The 18002-nt window shown below is 59.3% G+C and carries 15 protein-coding genes; 5 read left to right on the top strand and 10 right to left on the bottom strand.

Annotation, left to right across the window (positions count from 1 at the left end; translation table 11 throughout):
• Positions 1 to 137: 137 nt before the first annotated feature.
• The 3 genes from OA90_RS21455 (at position 138) to OA90_RS21445 (ending at position 3312) form a co-directional block, all read left to right on the top strand.
• Positions 138 to 1028, top strand: a complete 891-nt coding sequence (locus OA90_RS21455; protein WP_068417284.1) for a nitrilase-related carbon-nitrogen hydrolase — start codon at positions 138 to 140, stop codon at positions 1026 to 1028.
• Between the two features lie 116 nt (positions 1029 to 1144).
• Positions 1145 to 1630: an NUDIX hydrolase gene (locus tag OA90_RS21450; RefSeq protein ID WP_068417280.1), complete on the top strand. Its 486-nt coding sequence runs from the start codon at positions 1145 to 1147 to the stop codon at positions 1628 to 1630.
• A gap of 173 nt (positions 1631 to 1803) precedes the next feature.
• Complete coding sequence (locus tag OA90_RS21445) at positions 1804 to 3312, top strand: inorganic phosphate transporter (RefSeq protein ID WP_068417277.1); 1509 nt, start codon at positions 1804 to 1806, stop codon at positions 3310 to 3312.
• A 9-nt stretch (positions 3313 to 3321) separates the two neighbouring features.
• Here OA90_RS21445 and OA90_RS21440 read toward each other — a convergent pair whose 3' ends face one another.
• The 5 genes from OA90_RS21440 to OA90_RS21420 form a co-directional block, all read right to left on the bottom strand.
• Positions 3322 to 4068, bottom strand: coding sequence for an endonuclease/exonuclease/phosphatase family protein (locus tag OA90_RS21440; protein ID WP_068417274.1), 747 nt, complete (start codon positions 4066 to 4068; stop codon positions 3322 to 3324).
• A 282-nt stretch (positions 4069 to 4350) separates the two neighbouring features.
• Complete coding sequence (locus tag OA90_RS21435) at positions 4351 to 4926, bottom strand: sarcosine oxidase subunit gamma family protein (RefSeq protein ID WP_068417271.1); 576 nt, start codon at positions 4924 to 4926, stop codon at positions 4351 to 4353.
• Positions 4919 to 7921, bottom strand: a complete 3003-nt coding sequence (locus OA90_RS21430; protein ID WP_068417268.1) for a sarcosine oxidase subunit alpha family protein — start codon at positions 7919 to 7921, stop codon at positions 4919 to 4921. The genes OA90_RS21435 and OA90_RS21430 overlap by 8 nt, the downstream gene beginning before the upstream one ends.
• Positions 7918 to 8223 carry a sarcosine oxidase subunit delta gene (locus OA90_RS21425; RefSeq protein ID WP_068417264.1) on the bottom strand — a complete coding sequence of 102 codons (306 nt, stop codon included), beginning with the start codon at positions 8221 to 8223 and terminating at the stop codon, positions 7918 to 7920. Before OA90_RS21425 ends, OA90_RS21430 begins: the two co-directional genes overlap by 4 nt.
• A 13-nt stretch (positions 8224 to 8236) precedes the next feature.
• Positions 8237 to 9490 carry a sarcosine oxidase subunit beta family protein gene (locus tag OA90_RS21420; protein WP_068417355.1) on the bottom strand — a complete coding sequence of 418 codons (1254 nt, stop codon included), beginning with the start codon at positions 9488 to 9490 and terminating at the stop codon, positions 8237 to 8239.
• Positions 9491 to 9885: 395 nt separating this feature from the next.
• Here OA90_RS21420 and OA90_RS21415 point away from each other — a divergent pair, with 395 nt between their 5' ends.
• Positions 9886 to 10998 carry an S-(hydroxymethyl)glutathione dehydrogenase/class III alcohol dehydrogenase gene (locus OA90_RS21415; protein WP_068417261.1) on the top strand — a complete coding sequence of 371 codons (1113 nt, stop codon included), beginning with the start codon at positions 9886 to 9888 and terminating at the stop codon, positions 10996 to 10998.
• A gap of 152 nt (positions 10999 to 11150) precedes the next feature.
• Complete coding sequence (fghA, locus tag OA90_RS21410; RefSeq protein WP_068417258.1) at positions 11151 to 11984, top strand: S-formylglutathione hydrolase; 834 nt, start codon at positions 11151 to 11153, stop codon at positions 11982 to 11984.
• Positions 11985 to 11994: 10 nt separating this feature from the next.
• On the opposite strand, the gene OA90_RS21405 is transcribed toward fghA, so the two are convergent.
• From OA90_RS21405 to OA90_RS21385, 5 genes are all read right to left on the bottom strand, one after another.
• Complete coding sequence (locus tag OA90_RS21405) at positions 11995 to 13083, bottom strand: hypothetical protein (protein WP_068417255.1); 1089 nt, start codon at positions 13081 to 13083, stop codon at positions 11995 to 11997.
• Positions 13080 to 14513 (bottom strand): cytochrome P450, encoded by a 1434-nt coding sequence (locus tag OA90_RS21400; RefSeq protein ID WP_082837192.1) that lies wholly within the window; start codon positions 14511 to 14513, stop codon positions 13080 to 13082. The genes OA90_RS21405 and OA90_RS21400 overlap by 4 nt, the downstream gene beginning before the upstream one ends.
• A gap of 143 nt (positions 14514 to 14656) precedes the next feature.
• A complete protein-coding gene (locus OA90_RS21395) occupies positions 14657 to 15067 on the bottom strand; it encodes a DUF423 domain-containing protein (RefSeq protein WP_244274690.1) in 411 nt (136 codons plus the stop codon).
• Positions 15068 to 15079: 12 nt separating this feature from the next.
• Complete coding sequence (locus OA90_RS21390; RefSeq protein ID WP_068417249.1) at positions 15080 to 17119, bottom strand: M3 family metallopeptidase; 2040 nt, start codon at positions 17117 to 17119, stop codon at positions 15080 to 15082.
• A gap of 150 nt (positions 17120 to 17269) precedes the next feature.
• Positions 17270 to 17878 carry a pyridoxamine 5'-phosphate oxidase family protein gene (locus OA90_RS21385; protein ID WP_068417245.1) on the bottom strand — a complete coding sequence of 203 codons (609 nt, stop codon included), beginning with the start codon at positions 17876 to 17878 and terminating at the stop codon, positions 17270 to 17272.
• Between the last annotated feature and the right edge of the window lie 124 nt (positions 17879 to 18002).

Here is an 18002-nt window from a genome sequence, read left to right as displayed (position 1 = left end):
TCTCTGGCGCTCTGCGGAGCCTCCTTGGCGTTCGGATGAACGTTGCAAGGCGGATCCGATCTCCTGAAACCTATCCGTCTGCGTGTTTTCGCGTTCATCTGAAGGCGTACGCATCGGGAACGATTTCGCGTGGCGCCATGACTGACTATTCGATTGCTCTCTGGTCTTTCAATCTCGGCCGCGCGCCGGGGTCGGTTGCCGCTTTGGCCGGGCAGATCGAGGAGGGCGTCAAGCGCGCAGCCGATGCTGGGGCAAGGCTCCTGATTCTTCCGGAATACCTGGTCGAATGCTGCCTCGCCTTCAAGCCCGAAGGCTTGCCACCGGAAGAGGAAATGTCGTTCCTGGCGGCTGTCGGTACGGAACTGGTGCCTTTGATCCGGCACCTTCCGCAAAAGCACGGTGTTTCCATGCTGGCCGGGACGATGCCGGTTAAAACCGCAAGAGGGATCACCAACACCGCAGTTCTGTTGACAGCGGACGGCCGGAACATCCGTCAGGACAAGCTTTCTCTGACCCCATTTGAGCAAAGTGCCGATACATGGCACCTGACGCCGGGAACCGCTCTGCGGGTTTTTGAACTCGACGGATTGAAAATGGCGATCCTGATTTGCCTGGATGTTGAAATGCCCGCACTCAGCAGTCTGCTCGCCGGGCACGGTGTGGACCTGCTGCTGGTCCCTTCGATGACTGAGAAGCCGTCGGGCTATTATCGGGTGTTCGGCTGTGCAAGGGCGCGCGCGGTTGAACTCATGTGTGCCGTCGCGGTTTGCGGCGTGGTCGGCACCTCCAGGGGGACGACACAGAACGATACCAATTTTTCCGGCGCGGCGCTTTATCTGCCCTGCGAGGAGGAATTCGGACACACTGGCGTCGCAGCGGACATTTCGCCAACCGGCGGTGCCGGTGGTGAAGAACCCTTTCTGGTCGCAACAGTTCCCTTTCAGCAGTTACGTGATCTCAGATCAGGCGCGGCTGAGGTCTGGCCGGGCGCATGGAGCGCCGATCATGTGTTGGTTTCTGCCGATTGAGTGTGGAAATTTTATGCACTTAAACAGACCAGATTTGCGCACAAAGTGCACTTTTTTCTAGACGGAATCACTGCAAGTCACTATATACACTGCAAATCCAGCGCTCGGGAGTGGAGATGGGATTCGCAAAGTCGATGTCTGTACAGCATGTTTCGTGGCTGCAAGGTCTCAGTGGTTTGTTCGTCAAGCCGGCCAGACTGCAGATAGCGGCGCTGTGCGTTCGGCCAAGCGACAGCGAACCTGAAGTTCTGCTCGTTTCCACTCGCGACACCGGCCGTTTGATCCTGCCCAAGGGGTGGCCGGAAAAGGACAAGCCGGCTCATCAGACCGCTGTCATCGAGGCCTATGAGGAAGCCGGCGTCGTTGGAAAGGCGCAGGCCAAGCCTATTGGAAGTTTCCGCTCCTTCAAGGGGCTTTCCGATGGTCTGAAGATCAGGACCAAGGTCCTCGTTTTCATGATCCGCTTTGAAAAGCAGCTCGAGGACTTTCCGGAGATCGGACAGCGCCGTTGCGTATGGATGCCGTTGTCAGAAGCCGTCGAAGCCGCGGATGAGACGCCCCTGAAGCGTTTCCTGCACCGCCACCGCTACCAGATCAAGTGAGTTGTCCAGACAAGTAACGAATTTGAAGTGCGGCTGACGCACGCGTGTCGTCTCAGCTTGCCAAGTTTAGGCCAACCTTAAAAAGTGTCTTGTTTGTTGAGGTTGGTTGTGTAGTTCCGGCCTGACCGGGCAGGGTTCCCCAAATTAATTCCGGCTCAAAAAGGGTTTGCCGCTTGCCGTCACAAAAGGACCTGAAATCCAGGGCCCTGGACAAGGATCTCGACAGGATCGGATTTATCGGCGACGCAGCTGAAGCCATGGGCCGAAAGCTGAGCGGTTACGGCCTCGCTGTCATCTTTCTTGCGCTCTGCGCGGCAACGGCGGCCTCGCAGATCGTTTCCTCGGACGTTTCGGATGTTCTGATCCTGATCGCCGCAAGCGTGACCAGCGGCTACATGGCTCTCAACATCGGTGCGAACGATGTTGCCAACAATGTCGGACCGGCTGTCGGTGCGCGCGTCGTCAGCGTGACAGGTGCGCTGATCATTGCCGCTGTTTGCGAAAGCGCCGGGGCGCTTCTGGCGGGTTCGGAAGTCATATCCACGGTCTCAGGCGACATTCTGAGCCCCCACGACGTGATCGACAATACCTCGTTCATGCTCGCCATGCTGACCGCCCTGGCCGCATCGGCTCTCTGGATCAATCTGTCCACGTTTATCGGCGCGCCGGTATCGACAACCCATTCTATCATCGGCGGCGTTCTGGGAGCCGGAATTGCGGTCAGCGGATTCTCGGCCATCAACTGGACGACGATGTCCGCAATCGCCGCAAGCTGGGTTATCTCGCCGGTGCTGGGCGGAGCCATAGCAGCGGCCCTGATGGCATTTATCAATGCCCGCGTGATCTACAACGAAAACAAGATTGAAGCGGCCTGTTTCTGGCTTCCAGTGTTGCTCGGAATCATGGGAGCAGCTTTCACCGGCTATATGCTGCTGCGGACATCGGCACTGCTGGAATTTCTTCCAGGACCGCTGGCTGCGGCGCTGCCGATAGGGATCGGCCTGGCCGTCTGGTCGTTCTACCGGCGGGTGGTTTCCGCACAGACCATGGATCTGGAGGACGAGACAGTCTCCCTGCGTGTGCTGTTCACCATTCCGCTATTGATCACCGCCGGTCTTCTGTCCTTTGCGCATGGCGCCAACGATGTCGCCAATGCGATCGCGCCGCTTGCGGCGATTGTCTTCAGCCAGTCCACCGAACTGACAGATCTCCACTACTGGTTCCTGGGGTCGCTCAATACGGACATTCCGCTCTGGGTGAAATTCGTCGGTGCATTCGGCATTTCTGCGGGATTGCTGCTATTCGGCCGCCGTCTTATCACGGTGGTTTCCAAGAAGATCACCAAGCTGAGCCCGGTACGGGCATTTTGCATTGCGCTCGCGGCCGCGATCACCGTTCTTGGTGCTTCCGGTCTCGGTTTGCCGGTCTCGTCCACCCATATTGCCCTCGGGGCAGTGTTCGGCGTCGGATTCTACCGCGAATGGTATTTCAACCGGCATGTGGTGAAGGGCAATGAGACGAAGCCGGGAAAATTCATCCGCAACCGGGAAGAACGCAGGCGCCTGCGGCTCGTGCGCCGCAGCAATCTGATGACAATCATTGCGGCCTGGATCGTCACCGTGCCGTCCGCGGCGATGCTTGCGGCAGGCATGTTCCAGCTGGTCACACTCGCATTTTCCTGAAAAACCAGCTCATCCCGGCGGACTGATGGCAGGTTTGACCGCCGCGGCCAGGTGACCGGCGGGCTCAAGCGTCAGATGCGCCCAGACGGGCAGATGATCGGACGCGATGCGCGCGGTCTTGGATTTGTGAACGCCCGCTTCCCTTACCGTGAATTCCGGGCTGGTGATGATCCTGTCCAGGCTGCCGACCGGCATGGGGCTTGGAAAACTGCGCCCCGGTGTGGTGACCTCGTAGCGTTCCTCGAAAAGCTTCATGCTGCCCGATGTGTCGCGCCATTCGTTCAGATCGCCGATCAGAACCGTGGGCAGATAGTCAAGATGTTCGTGCAACTGATGCATCAGCGATGCGACCTGTTTTTTGCGGAAATGGCCGACCAGACTCAGATGCATCGCCGCAACACGTAATTTTTCGCCGCCGACAAGGAGATCCGCCGCTACGGCGCCGCGGGGCTCCAGGGTCGGAAGCTCTATCCGCCGGTAGTCGAGAATACCGATCTTGTTGCGAATGAGGAGAGCGTTGCCATGCCAGCCGAGGCTCATGTCGCCGGTCGCAAACGGCACGGGCCGGTAATCCGTCTCCTCCAGAATGCTGTCCCTGTCCAGGGTGCTTTCGCGCGGGCCGAAACGCTTGTCGGCCTCTTGCAACGCAAGTATGTCGCAATCCAGCTCCCGGATAACACTCAGAGTGCGCTCCGGACGGCGGCGGGCGTCAACCCCGATGGATTTTTGAATGTTGTAGGAACCGATCTTGATCATGGTCGACAGATTTGCGGGCTTCCGGCTGCAATTGCAAGCGTGCTGGAGGCAATACCAGCCGCTGGGTTCCAAAGCGTGTCGCGTTAAGACGGATCCGCCTATTCTGGAAAACGCCCGAGGCAGCGTTTGCATTGCAAATGCGTTCGGGCGGTTGCCTGAATTCAATTTAACGCGACATGCCCTAATCGGGTGTTATCGGAAAAGCATACAAAGAAACCCCTTGCAGAATATTACCGTCTGCAAGGGGCCGAATTTTCCGGGACGCTGGCCGGGAACGGGCGATCAGGCCGCTTCCAGTTCCTGCGCGCACTGAATGAGCAGTCCGGCAACATAGTCCATGAAGGATCCCCAGGCCTCGACCACGAAGGCGTCAGGACCGATCCGCCAGATCATCACCGGCGCTTTATGAAAGACGGTGCGCGTCACGGTGCCGACAGGAAAGGCTTCCTGCGACAGGTCGACAAAGATACCGGTATTCAGCAGCCATGCAGCTTTCTCACCGGTGACGATCACCGCTTCCGAGCGGTCGGAAACATCAACCAGCGCATGCGGTTCACTCCCAAGTTTACTGCCGATTCCGGTGACTACAGCCTGAAGATCCTCTTCAGGCGCCAGCAGGGTCCATTCATCCGGTCCCATCCAGAGAGCTGCCCGTTTGGTGGCAGTCTCGCTGGTCAAGGGCTTGATGGGCAGAGGAATGCCGACTGCGGCTCCGGCTTTCTTGACGGAGGCCGTACGTGCCCGGAAGGAGAACCGCGTGAGCGGGGCGACCTTCAAAATGGACACGCTGGCCAAGCCGAGAAGTGGGGCCTCGCCGGCGTCCGGGGTGACCAGGTCGCTTGCCAGAAGATCAGACATTGAGCCGAGCTCCTTCCTTGTCGTAAAACACCGTGCCGGCGACCTCGACCGGGATGCTGCCCTCCGGCATCGGCACATAGAGCGTCTTGCCCTCAAGGGCATGGCCGTTCTTGACGATTGCCAGGGCAATCGTGCGATCCAGCGCGGGACTGAAATAGGATGAGGTCACGTGACCTTCCGCCGGTGTTCCGGTGGCCGGATTTTCCAGTATCGTGACCTGCGCGCCTTCTTCCAGCTTTATCTTCGGATCCCTTGTCAGGAGACCGACAAGCTGTTTGCGGTTTTCCGCTTTGAGATCCGGCCTCTCAAGACCCCGCTTGCCGACGAAGTCCGGTTTCTTCTTGCCGATGGCCCAGGTCATGCCCGCATCCTGCGGGGTGACGGTGCCGTCGGTGTCCTGGCCAATGATGATATAGCCCTTCTCGGCGCGCAGCACGTGCATCGCTTCGGTGCCGTAGGCAGCCCCGCCATGCTTTTCGATCTCCCCGGCCAGGGTCTCCCACATCATCTTTCCGTGGCGGCGGGACACGTTGATTTCAAAACCGAGTTCACCGGTGAAGGAAATGCGGAACAGGCGGCAGGGAACGCCGCAGAACGTTGCCTCCCTGACGCTCATGTGCGGCAGGGCCTCGGCGGACAGGTCTATTCCCTCAATGAAGGGGGCAATCACCTCACGGGCCTTTGGCCCCTGAACAGCGGCGACCGCATACTGGTCCGTGGTGGACGTGATCCACACATCGAGATCCGGCCACTCCGTCTGCAGATAATCCTCCATGGTCGCGAACACGCTCGCCGCACCTCCGGTGGTCGTCGTGACATGGAAGCGGTCATCGGCAAGGCGGCCGATGACGCCATCGTCGGTAATGTATCCCGCATCGTTCAAAAGCAGGCCATAGCGGCAGCGCCCGGGGGCAAGCTTCTTCCACGGGTTGGTATACATTCGCTCCAGAAACTCGGCCGCGTCCGGGCCGACCACTTCGATCTTTCCGAGTGTGGATGCATCGAACAGGCCGACACTTTTACGCACGGTCCGGCATTCCCGCTCAACGGCTGCATGCATGTCCTCGCCGTTTTCAGGGAAATACCAGGCGCGTTTCCACTGGCCGACGTCCTCGAAGAGACCGCCTTTTGCAACGGCCCAGTCATGCGAGGGCGTTTTTCGGACCGGGTCGAAGAAGTCGCCGCGCGATATACCGGCGAACAATCCGAAAGTGGTTGGCGTGAACGGCTGTCGGAATGTCGTCAATCCCACGTCCGTAAGCGGTTTCTCCAGCGCACCGGAGGCGATCTGAAGGGCATTCATGTTCGAAAGGCGGCCCTGATCGGTCGCCATGCCTGTTGTCGTGTAGCGCTTGATATGCTCGATCGACTGCATGCCTTCGCGCACCGCGAGTTTGACATCCTTCGCTGTGACGTCGTTCTGATAATCGACGAACGCCTTGACGCGGGACGCATTGCGGTCGTGGGGAAGGGCGCCGAGCGTGCCGCCGCTTCCGGCCTCGCCGCCGCTTGTCCGGCTGTGGGCAATCGCGGCCGATTTTCCGGTTGCCGCCCTTGCGGCGCCTTCGCCCGCCGCGTAGCCGTCCGCGAGAGACGCTTCCAGGCCGTACAAGCCATTAGCGGCGCCGGTGGAGCGTTCTTTCTGAACCGACTTGCCCGGCACGAAGGCACCTGCCTCCGCATCCCAGACGACCTTGCCGCGCGACTGGGAGAAAAGACTGACGGTTGGTGTCCAGCCGCCGGACATGAGCAGGGCGTCGCACTCGATCTGGCCACCTGAAGCGACCTGACCCGAGGTCATCAACCTGCCCAGAAGCGCCGCCTTGACGCGTTTGCGGCCTAGTGTGCCCGTGACCACGCAACCGGCTTCGACGCGGATACCGCGCGCGGCGGCGATTGCGACAAGGCTCTCTGGCGGAGATTCGCGAAGATCGATAATCCCCACGACTTCCGCGCCATGATCGGCGAGGTCGAAAGCCGCCTGCCAGGCGGTGTCGCAAGCCGTTGCAACAAGAACCTTGTGCCCGACCTTCACGCCATAGCGGTTGAGATAGGTACGTCCGGCGTCCGCTAGCAGAATTCCGGGTCGGTCGTTTTCCGGAAACACCATCGGCCTTTCGATGGCTCCGGCAGCGATCACGACTTCCTTGGCACGCACCTGCCAAAGGCGTTCACGTGGCAGTCTCGGGTCGGGATCCGCAAGATGTTCCGTCACCCGTTCCGCAAGCGCGACGAAGTTATGCGCGAAATAGCCGAATGCGGTGGTGCGAGGCAGCAGTGTGACGTTGTCCATCGCGCCAAGTCTGGCGACGGCATAGGCGACCCAGACTGCCGGATCCTTGCCGTCGATGGTCGCGCTGGTTTCACTCAGAAGCGACCCGCCGAACTCGGCCTGTTCGTCGCACAGGATAACCTTGGCGCCTGTCTCGGCCGCCGCCAGAGCTGCCGCAAGACCGGATGGCCCGGAACCGGCAATCAGGACATCGCAATGGGCGTAAAGATTGCCATAGGTGTCGTGATCCGGGTTTTTCGGCGGTTTGCCAAGTCCGGCCGCTGCCCGGATGATGGGTTCATAGACCCTGTCCCAGAAGGATTTCGGCCACATGAAGGTCTTGTAGTAGAACCCCGCCGGGAACAGCGGCGACAACAGATCGTTGACCGCGCCGACATCGAAGCCAAGTGACGGGAAGCGGTTTTGCGAAATCGCCTGCAGCCCATCGTAGAGTTCGACCTGCGTTGCCCGCAGGTTCGGTGTCTGATCGCTCTTTCGGTAGACGCCAACCAGCGCGTTCGGCTCCTCCGAACCTGCTGTCAGGATACCTCGCGGACGGTGGTACTTGAACGAACGGCCGACCAGATGGACGCCATTTGCAAGCAATGCCGAAGCAAGCGTATCGCCCGCATGGCCGTGCAATTCCTCACCGTCAAAGGTGAAGGTGAGTTCCTCGGCGCGGTCGATCCGTCCGCCTTTTTCAGTCCGGAACGGCTGGCTCATTTGCCGGCCTCCCTGGCAAATGCCTCAAGATCCGGCTTTGCTTCGCCCGTTTTGTAGATATTCAGGAATTCATCGCTGACCGTGTTGCGCACGGCATTGAAAAACCGCCCGCAGCCATGGATGTGGCGCCAGCGTTCCGCAGCGATGCCCTTGGTGTTGGAGCGCATGTAAAGGAACTCCACCCAGTCGTCTTCGGTTGTCTTTTCGGGATCGGAAGGCCGCGCGATATGCGCTTCGCCACCGCAGTGGAATTCGGTTTCCGCGCGCTCGATCTCGCAATAGGGACAATAAATCAAAAGCATGTCTGCACTTTCCCTAGTGGGCCACGGCGGCCGCGGCCGCCTCGTCGATCAGGCGTCCGGTACGGAACCGGTCGATGGTGAACGGCGCGTTGATCGGATGCGGTTCGTCCTTGGCGATGGTATGCGCGAAGACGTGACCCGATCCGGGCGTGGCCTTGAACCCGCCCGTTCCCCAGCCGCAATTGACGTAGAGCCCGGGCACCGGCGTCTTCGACAGGATCGGCGAGCGGTCCGGCGTGGTATCGACGATACCGCCCCAGTTGCGCAGCATGCGCATGCGGCGGAAATGCGGGAAGAGTTCGCAGATCGCGTCGATGGTATGATTGCTGATATGGATGCCGCCGGTCTGGGAGTAGGAGACATACTGGTCCGTACCGGCCCCGATCACCAGCTCCCCCTTGTCCGACTGTGAGATATAGGCGTGGATTGTGTTGGACATGACCACGCACGGAAAAGCGGGTTTGATCGGCTCGGAAACCAGCGCCTGAAGTGGAAAGGACTCAAGTGGCAGGCGAACCCCTGCCATTTCCATGACCACGGACGTGTGCCCGGCGGTCACCACGCCGACTTTCCCTGCCTTGATGAACCCCTTGGCGGTCTCGACTCCCTCGACAGAACCGTCCTGGCTCCGACGAATGCCGGTAACCGCGCAATTCTGGATGATATCAACGCCAAGGTCATCGGCGCCGCGGGCATAGCCCCAGGCGACCGCATCATGGCGCGCCGTGCCACCAACCTTTTGCAGGGCAGCGCCCAGCACCGGATATCGAATGTTCTTCGAAATATTCAGGGGCGGGCAGTAGTCCTTTGCCTGTTCCGGGCTGAGCCACTCGTTCTGGACCCCGGCCAGCCTGTTGGCATGGATATGCCGCTGCGCGACCTGAATATCGTGAATCGTGTGCGCCAGCATCATCACGCCGCGCGCGGAATACATGACGTTGTAATTCAGTTCCTGGGAAAGGTTCTGCCACAGACCTATGGCGTGATTGTAGAGTGCTGCGCTTTCTTCCCAGAGATAATTCGACCGTACGATGGTCGTGTTCCGGCCGGTGTTTCCGCCGCCGAGCCAGCCTTTTTCAATCACCGCCACATTGCGGATGCCGTGTTCCCTGGCAAGATAATACGCCGTCGCAAGTCCGTGCCCGCCTGCGCCGACGATAACCACGTCGTATTCAGCCTTGGGTTCGGGAGCGCGCCACTGGCGGCCCCAGTTCTGATGCGCTGAAAAGGCGTTTTTCGCCAGTTCCAGGAAGGAATAACGCTTCATAAAGCAGCGGCTCCGCGCGTTGCAGGCCGTCTTTCCCTGTCGCTCAGGGATCGGCGGCGTTTCCAGTTGAATCTCCGTGACCCGAACCTTAGCGACAAGGACCGGGTCCCGTCCATCGCCCGGCATATTCGCGATTGCACATCAGCTTGCGTATCAGGTTTCAGTCGCCAGCTTGTCAGAATACGACATGAGTGTCTTAAGCCTGCCGGCGGGTGCGGAGAAACGCAGGGAGAATAAAGGAAACAGGGGTCTTAAGGAGATGCTTTCCTGACAAAATGCAGTGTGTGAACCTGGCTAAAATGCGTTATTCCGACACAGGGGGACGCAAGGGTTCTTGCAATTGACGGCCGGGCCGGTAACTCTCCTCCAAATTATGGATTCTGGGAGATACATTTATGGAAGTTCGTGCCGCAGTCGCCGTTGGGGCCGGAAAACCGCTCGAAGTCACGACCGTGAACCTGGAAGGCCCGCGGGCTTTCGAGGTCCTCGTGGAAATCAAGGCGACGGGCATTTGCCACACCGATGAATTCACTTTGTCCGGAGCCGATCCGGAGGGGCTGTTTCCCGCGATCCTGGGCCATGAAGGGGCCGGGGTTGTCGTCGAGGTGGGGCCGGGTGTCACGACCCTGAAACCAGGTGATCACGTAATCCCGCTTTACACCCCCGAGTGCCGCACCTGCGAATACTGCCTGAACCCGAAGACGAACCTCTGCCAGGCGATCCGCTCCACACAGGGGCAGGGGCTGATGCCTGACGGTTCCTCGCGCTTCACCACGCTAGATGGCGAGCCGATTCTTCACTACATGGGCACCTCGACCTTTGCCAACTATACCGTCGTGCCGGAAATAGCGCTTGCTAAGATCCGTCCGGACGCGCCCTTTGACAAGGTCTGCTACATCGGTTGCGGGGTCACCACCGGCATCGGCGCGGTGATCAACACCGCGAAAGTCGAAATCGGCTCGCGCGCCATCGTCTTCGGCCTCGGCGGCATCGGCCTGAACGTGCTCCAGGGCCTGCGCCTGGCCGGCGCCGACCAGATCGTCGGTGTGGACCTGAACAACGACAAGAAGCCGATGGCCGAGCGTTTCGGCATGACCGACTTCGTCAATCCAAGCGAGGTTGACGGGGATCTGGTTTCCTATCTGGTGGATCTCACCAAGGGCGGGGCGGATTATACCTTCGATGCGACCGGCAATGTGAACGTCATGCGGACGGCACTGGAATCGGCCCACAAGGGCTGGGGCGAAAGCATCATCATCGGCGTCGCGCCTGCGGGTGCGGAAATCTCGACGCGGCCATTTCAGCTGGTGACCGGACGGTCCTGGCGCGGAACCGCCTTTGGCGGCGCGCGTGGCCGCACCGATGTGCCGAAGATTGTCGACTGGTACATGGACGGCAAGATCGAGATCGATCCGATGATCACCCACACTTTGCCGCTCGAAGACATAAACAAGGGCTTCGACTTGATGCATGCGGGCGAATCGATCCGTTCCGTCGTGCTTTACTGATCAATCGGCCGGCCCCGGCTTCAAGTGCATGCTGGTGAGCCGGCAATTGAGGATCGGGGCTGAAGTTCAGGCCTGGCTCTCAGATTGCAGTCCCTTCACTTGAAGGGAAGGCCGTCTGCGTTGAAGTGTTCGAAAGTTGGAAGTTGAGGACCATGAAAACTATATCCGAAAACAAGGCTTTCGGTGGCACTCAGGGCGTTTACAGTCATTTGTCGGAGGCTTGTAACTGCGAAATGACTTTTGCGGTTTATATGCCGCCACAGGCCAGTAATGGCCCGGTGCCGTGCCTGTGGTATCTCTCGGGCCTCACCTGCACCCACGAGAACGCGATGACCAAGGCTGGTCTTCAGGCACACGCCGCCGAATTCGGAATTGCCATCGTCTTTCCGGACACCAGCCCGCGCGGCGAGGGGGTGGCCGACGACGAGGCTTACGATCTGGGGCAAGGGGCCGGCTTCTACGTCAATGCCGACGAGACGCCCTGGAAGGAACATTTCCAGATGGAAACCTATATCGCCAGTGAATTGCGCGATCTCGTCACCGAGAAATTCGCGGTTTCCGTCCATCATGGAATTACCGGGCATTCGATGGGCGGTCACGGCGCTCTGACACTGGCGATGAAATATCCGGGCCACTACCAGTCTCTTTCCGCCTTCGCACCGATCGCCAACCCGGTTGCATCGGATTGGGGCCGCAAACAGCTGGGGGCGTATCTTGGCGGGGATGAGAGCGGATGGGGCGCTCATGACGCCTCAATGCTGTTGAAGGACAAGGGCTGGAGCGGAGATGTCCTGATCGATCAGGGGGCGGACGATCAGTTCTACGACCTCCTGAAACCGTCTTCCCTGGTCACCGCGCTGGTGGACACGAAAACCACGCATGAATACCGGCTCCAGCAGGGCTACGACCACTCCTACTATTTTGTCTCGACCTTCGCGCGCGATCATGTCGCCTGGCATGCGGAGCGGCTGAAGAGCAGGTCCTGAGGCTCTTGCTTCATACATAGCGTAATTCCGGCCGCGTCTCGGCATTCCTGAGCGCGAGCTTTTTCGCGTAGGGCGTGTTGCGAAAGCTTTGCGGCAGGCGCAGCTCGCCGAGCATGTACCATTCCTCGATATGATCGAGGACCACCGGCTCGAAGACCCGGTTGAGTTTGCCGATCGTATCCGGAATGTCATAGGCGGACTGCGGTGAGGAGCGCTCTATGGACGGGAGAATGACCAGTTTGAATCGGGCCGGGCCCGTGCGGGTGAGGTAGGTCGGAACGAGTATGCCATCGCAGGCATTTGCAATCTTGACGGCGACCACACCATTGCCTTTGTCAGGCAGCTTCCTGCCGAAGAGCGGCAGGTGGACCTGCTTGTCGCGAACCTCGTCGATGAAGATGGTCATGGAGTATCGCCCGGTCGTCATCAACCTGCGAAGAAGGTAGGCGCTGCGCTGACCGGGCGGGAAAAGATACTGGTTTCGTTCCTTGCGGATCGCGTGAACGATCCGGTTTTTGAAACGGTTCGGCTCCGGTTGAAAAGGTCCAATGCTGGGACCGGTCAGGTTTTCGTGGATGGCGACGAACAGGGCTTCCCATGTGCCAAGATGCATGGACGTGAAAATCAGCGGGCCACCGGCGTTTCGCGCGGTTTCGAGGTTTTCAACGCCTTCAACCTCTATATGAGAGCTTTTCCATAACCTGTTGACGACACTAAATTCGGATATGCTCCGACCGATGTTCTGCCACCATCTGCGAAGTCCGGCGTCTTCTGCCGCCTCGCTTTGCCATCGGCCGCGCGTCAGTTCCGAGAAATTGCGCTTGATGCGGTTCGGGAAAAGTTTGTTGCGGTAGGACCAGCGCACCAGTGGTGTAAGCGCCTTGCCGACGCCGGACACGAAGTCCGGGGGGCAGTGTTTCAGAGCTGTATGGAAAACGGTGTTGAGTGCGCCGTCCTTGCTGTGACGGAGCCAGTAGAGCCTGGCCTTGTCACGCAGTTTCGGTTCCTGTGAAAGCAACGCCCTTATCGGTGGCGCGGCAGGTTCCGTCGCGAGCGTCTTTTCAAAGGGAATATCTTCCAGCCGGTCCGGTTTTTTCATGTCCGCCGGGAATGCAGGGTCATGGGAAGACTGTCGCCGGGGCGCAATGTCAATCTGGCGATCGGCTGAACATCCGTGCCCTCCTTTAGCTTCAGGTCGAAATTTTGCGCAAGGATGGCGAGACTGAGAATGGCCTCCGTCATGCCGAACTGCAGCCCGGCACAGATGCGTGGTCCGATGCTGAACGGCACATACCCGTATTTGTTGGGCTTTTTGGCCTTCGGGTCGAGAAACCTCTGCGGATCGAACACATCGGGTTTCGCCCAGAGCTTCGGACTGCGATGTATCAGCCAGGGCACCACCATCACGAGCGAGCCCTTGGCAAACCGTTTGCCGCCGATCGTCGTGTCGGCCATGGCTTCGCGGGCAAGGATCGGGACCGGCGGATACAGCCGCAGGGTCTCTTCCACCACAGCTTTGGTATATGGCAGGTTCGCCACATCCTTGAAGGTCGGTGTTCGTCCGGCGAGCACCGTGTCGAGTTCGCTCTGAAGCTTTTCGCGCGTTCGCTCACACTGGGAGAGCAGGAACCAGGCCCAGGCGAGCGTGTTGGCCGTCGTTTCGTGACCCGCCATGAAGATCACCGCGGCTTCACTGCGAATGGCGTCCCGGCTAAGGGGATTGCCTTCGTCGTCGCGGGCTTCCAGGAGGCCGCCGATGACCGAAGCTTCCCCTTTTTGTTTTTGCGCGTCGTAGCTGTCGATGATTTCATCGAGCACAGTCATGATGCGCTTGACGGGTTTCTTGACGGATCTCCCGCGGATGCGCGGCAGCCATTCGGGCAGACCGAAGAGGGAGAACAGATCGATCTGATCGATGTGGCGCTGGTAGTCGGAAAACCCTTGAACCACCTCAGCTGCGTAGTCCTTGCCGAGTTGGCGGCCGAAAATCGTCCGGCTGATGATTTCAGCGGTCAGATGCGCCATTTCCGCCAGCGCATCGACCTCCGCGCCGTCGCCCAGTCTTTCCCAGTCGGCGCGTTTCTCGTCGATCGTGTCGATCATGATCGGGGCGAAGCCCTTGACGCGCGAGCCGTGAATGATCGGCGCGACGATCTTGCGGCGCTTCGCCCAGGTTTCCGTATCGCTGATGAACAGGCCGTCGCCGAGCAGCGGTTCCAGCGCATGCCGCATCTGCGGGCTTTTGCGCTGCAGGACTTCGTGATTTGACTGGAACGCCTCACGCACGACATCCGGCCGGTTGCAGATGACCAGGTCGCGAGTGAAGATCTTCTTGCTTCTGAGGCGGCTTTGAAAGTCATCCAGGCCCCAGATCGACAGGAAATTCCGTTTTGCCAGGCCGATGAGCGTCCAGACCGGAGGCATCTGTTCATGGCGAAACGGATACGGCGGTACGAATTCCTTTGCCGGGGAAGCCTTGGGCTTTCCGACTTTTTTAGCGCCTTCGGGCTTGGGCACGATCACAGTCACAAATGAATTCCAGATCTACAGGTCATGGCCGGCTCAAACTGCTTTCATGCAAGCGAAAACCGGTTGAGAAAATGTTTGTGAGCATCCTGACCGTGTTCGTTCGAACCCGGCATGCTCCGCGATTCCAGTTCGTCCGCTTTTAATCACTTGGGTCTGACACGTAAAGCACTGAGAGCGAGCACCAGCCACCCCAGGATCACCAGCATGCCGCCAATCGGCGCGGCCATGGAAAACAGTCTCTGCTCCAGAATGACGCGCGCGAACATATCGCCGCAAAAGAGGATCAACCCTGAGCTCATAAGCAGCAAGACCATGGGCAGGAACAGTACCTTGCGTATCTGGGCGAGGATGCCGAGCCCGAGAAACACCGGTGCGTGCAGCAAAAGCAGTTGCGCCGCGGTTTGCAGCAGCGACGACGCGGACGCATGCGCGGACATGGCCAGACTTATGACGCCAAGAGCGCCGGCAAGTCCTGACAGGACGAGGCAGAGACGCAGGAAGGCCGAGGTCGTCGCCCCCGCAACGGGCTGGTTTTCGGAATGCATCGGTTTCATCAAGCGCTCCCGTCAGGCGGCGAAGCCGCGTTTTTCCAGAAGCGCATCGATTTTCGGCGCGCGTCCCCGGAAGGCCACATAGGCTTCATCTGGGTCCTGACGACCACCCGCCGAGTAGATGTGTGTCAGGAGCTTTTCCGCCGTTTGCGGATCGAATGCATTTCCCTTTTCCGTGAAGGCCTCAAAGGCGTCCGCGTCCATCACCTCTGACCACATGTAGCTGTAGTAGCCCGCGGAATATCCGTCGCCGGAAAACACATGCTGAAAGTGGGGAATACGGTGGCGCATTGTGATCGCCGACGGCATGCCGATGGTGTCGAGTTCCCGGCGTTCGAATTCCGCGATGTCGAGCCCCGAAGGGGCGTCCAGCAGGTGCATTTCAAGATCGATCAGCGCGGACGAGATATATTCGACCGTCTCGAAGCCCTTGTTGAAGTTGCTGGCCGCCAGCAGCTTGTCCAGAAGCGCCTTCGGCATGGGGTCGCCTGTCCTGTAGTGAACCGCAAACCGGGAGAGGATGTCCGGTTCCGATAGCCAATGCTCGTAAAGCTGCGAGGGAAGCTCGACGAAATCGCGCGCGACGCTGGTTCCTGAAATGAACGGGTAGGTCACATCGGACAGCAGGCCGTGCAGACCGTGGCCGAATTCGTGGAACAACGTGCGCGCGTCATCGAACGTCAGCAAGGTGGCTTCACCCGGCGCGCCTTTGGAGAAATTCATCACATTGACGATGATGGGCGTCACCTCGCCATCCAGTTTGTGCTGTGACCGGAAGGCGCTCATCCAGGCGCCGGACCGCTTCGACGATCTTGCGAAATAGTCGCCCAGGAAAAGCCCGACATGTTTGCCGTTCTTCTTGACCTCAAAGACGCGAACGTCGGGATGATAGACGGGGAGGCCCTTGAGCTCTTCAAAGGTAAGACCGAAGAGGCGGTTCGCGGTGTCGAAGGCCGCCTGGATGATATTGTCGAGCTGCAGGTACGGCTTTATCTCGGACTCATCCAGATCATGCTCGGCATTACGGACCTTCTCGGAATAGAACCGCCAGTCCCACGCTTCGATCTTGTGGTTTTCGCCGTGGTTTTGAGCCATTCGGGAAAGTTTGGCTTCTTCCTCGTGCGCCTGGGAAACTGCCGGCGCCCAGACCCTGGTCAGCAGGTCTCGCACATTGGCGGGAGTCTTTGCCATCGTATCGTCGAGTTTATAGGCGGCGAAGGTGTCAAAGCCGAGGAGCTTTGCTTTCTCCGCTCTGAGCGACAGTGTTTCGTTGATAATTTGCCTGTTGTCGGTTTGACCGCCATTCTCACCGCGCGCCGACCACGCCCTGAAGGCTTCCTCACGCAAGCTCCTGTTGGTGGAAAACTGCAGGAATGGTTCAATGGAAGAGCGCGCAAGGGTGATGACGTGCTTGCCCTCCAGGCCGCGTTCCTTTGCTGCCTCAGCCGCGGCGCCAAGCAGGAAGTCAGGCAATCCGGCGCGATCCTGCTCTGTTTCCAGAACAAGTTGATAGTCGCATTCATCCTTCAGGACATTTTGGGAAAATTGGGTGCCAAGCGTCGCAAGGCGCTGGGAAATTTCCGCCATCCGGGTTTTGCCCGCTGCATCGAGCCCGGCTCCTGCGCGCTGAAACATCTTCATGTAACGCTCCAGAACCCGCAATTCCTCGGTGTCCAGTTGCAGGGCATCACGCTTTTCCCACAGCGCCGCAACCCTGTTGTTGAGCTTTGCGTTCAACAGCATATTCGAGGAATGCCTGGCCAGCTTCGGAGAGATGTCGCGTTCTATCTTCTGAATGGCCGCGCTGGTGTGAGCGCCAGTCAGATTGAAGAAGGTCCGCGCGACACGTGAAAGCAGCTCGCCGGACTTTTCCAGGGCGGCGATCGTGTTCGCGAAGGTCGGCTCCGCGTCTTGATTGGCAATGTCGTCGGTCTCCTTGCGGGCCTCCGCCATCGCGACATCGAAGGCTTCCTCGAAATGAACCGGTTCGATGTCGCTGAACGGCGGCAGTTCGAATGGTGTGGTCCAATCGGCGAGCATCGGGTTAGCGGTCATGAGATCCTCTGGAATGACTAACAGGCCGGATAGTTCAGATCCGGGTATTTCAGATATGGTGCGGGAAGGGAAGGTTCACAGCCTGTCCGCGATATAAATCCAGGCGCATGTGCGCGCAGCTGCGATGCGCCGCCCGGTTGGCGGTGTCCGTCACCACATGCTTTTTGCTGCGCGTTCTGGCCATGCCTCATCATATGTCTTGCCGTCAAAGCTGTTCCTGATTTCATGCATGATCGTTCCCGGGGTCGGCAATGCGCCGTTGGCAACCTGGACACCGGCGTCCCAAAGGCGCGCGCGCATGATCGCCCGGGCACATTGAAAGTAGGCCGTAGCTATGGAGATGACGATCACCGAGCGGGGTTGCTTGCCTTCCTTTTCAAAGCTTGCCAGCAACTCCTGATCGACGGAAATCTCGGCTGTGCCGTTGATGCGCAGGACGTTGTTCCAGCCGGGGATGATGAACATCAGCGAAACGCGGGGATCGCGCACGATGTTGCGCAGGGAATCGATCCGGTTGTTTCCACGCCGGTCCGGCAACAACAGGGTTCTGTCGTCGCTGATTCGGACGACAGCACCTTCATCGCCGCGCGGAGAGCAATCCAGTCCTTCGGGGCCGCAGGTTGTCAGGGCGCAGAACGGTGAGGCTTCGACGATTGTCCTGTAGGCGGGACTGAGGTGGTCGATTTCCTTCACGAGGGAGGCTTCACCCGGTTCGCCGTAATGCGCATGGAGCTGGTCGAGAGACGTCAGAATGGTCATGTTGGAGGCGGCCTCTTGAGGGAAGATCTGTTGGGATACGTGGCGGTTGCGACCATATCTTCGCGCCCGCGTCAGCGTCAATTTCCCGGGCTGAAGCAAATTTGCGGGAGAAACATAGGACTTT

The sequence above is a fragment of the Labrenzia sp. OB1 genome (assembly GCF_001624695.1).
Classification (GTDB): Bacteria; Pseudomonadota; Alphaproteobacteria; order Rhizobiales; family Stappiaceae; genus Roseibium.
This window is presented reverse-complemented; position numbering and strand designations above follow the sequence as displayed.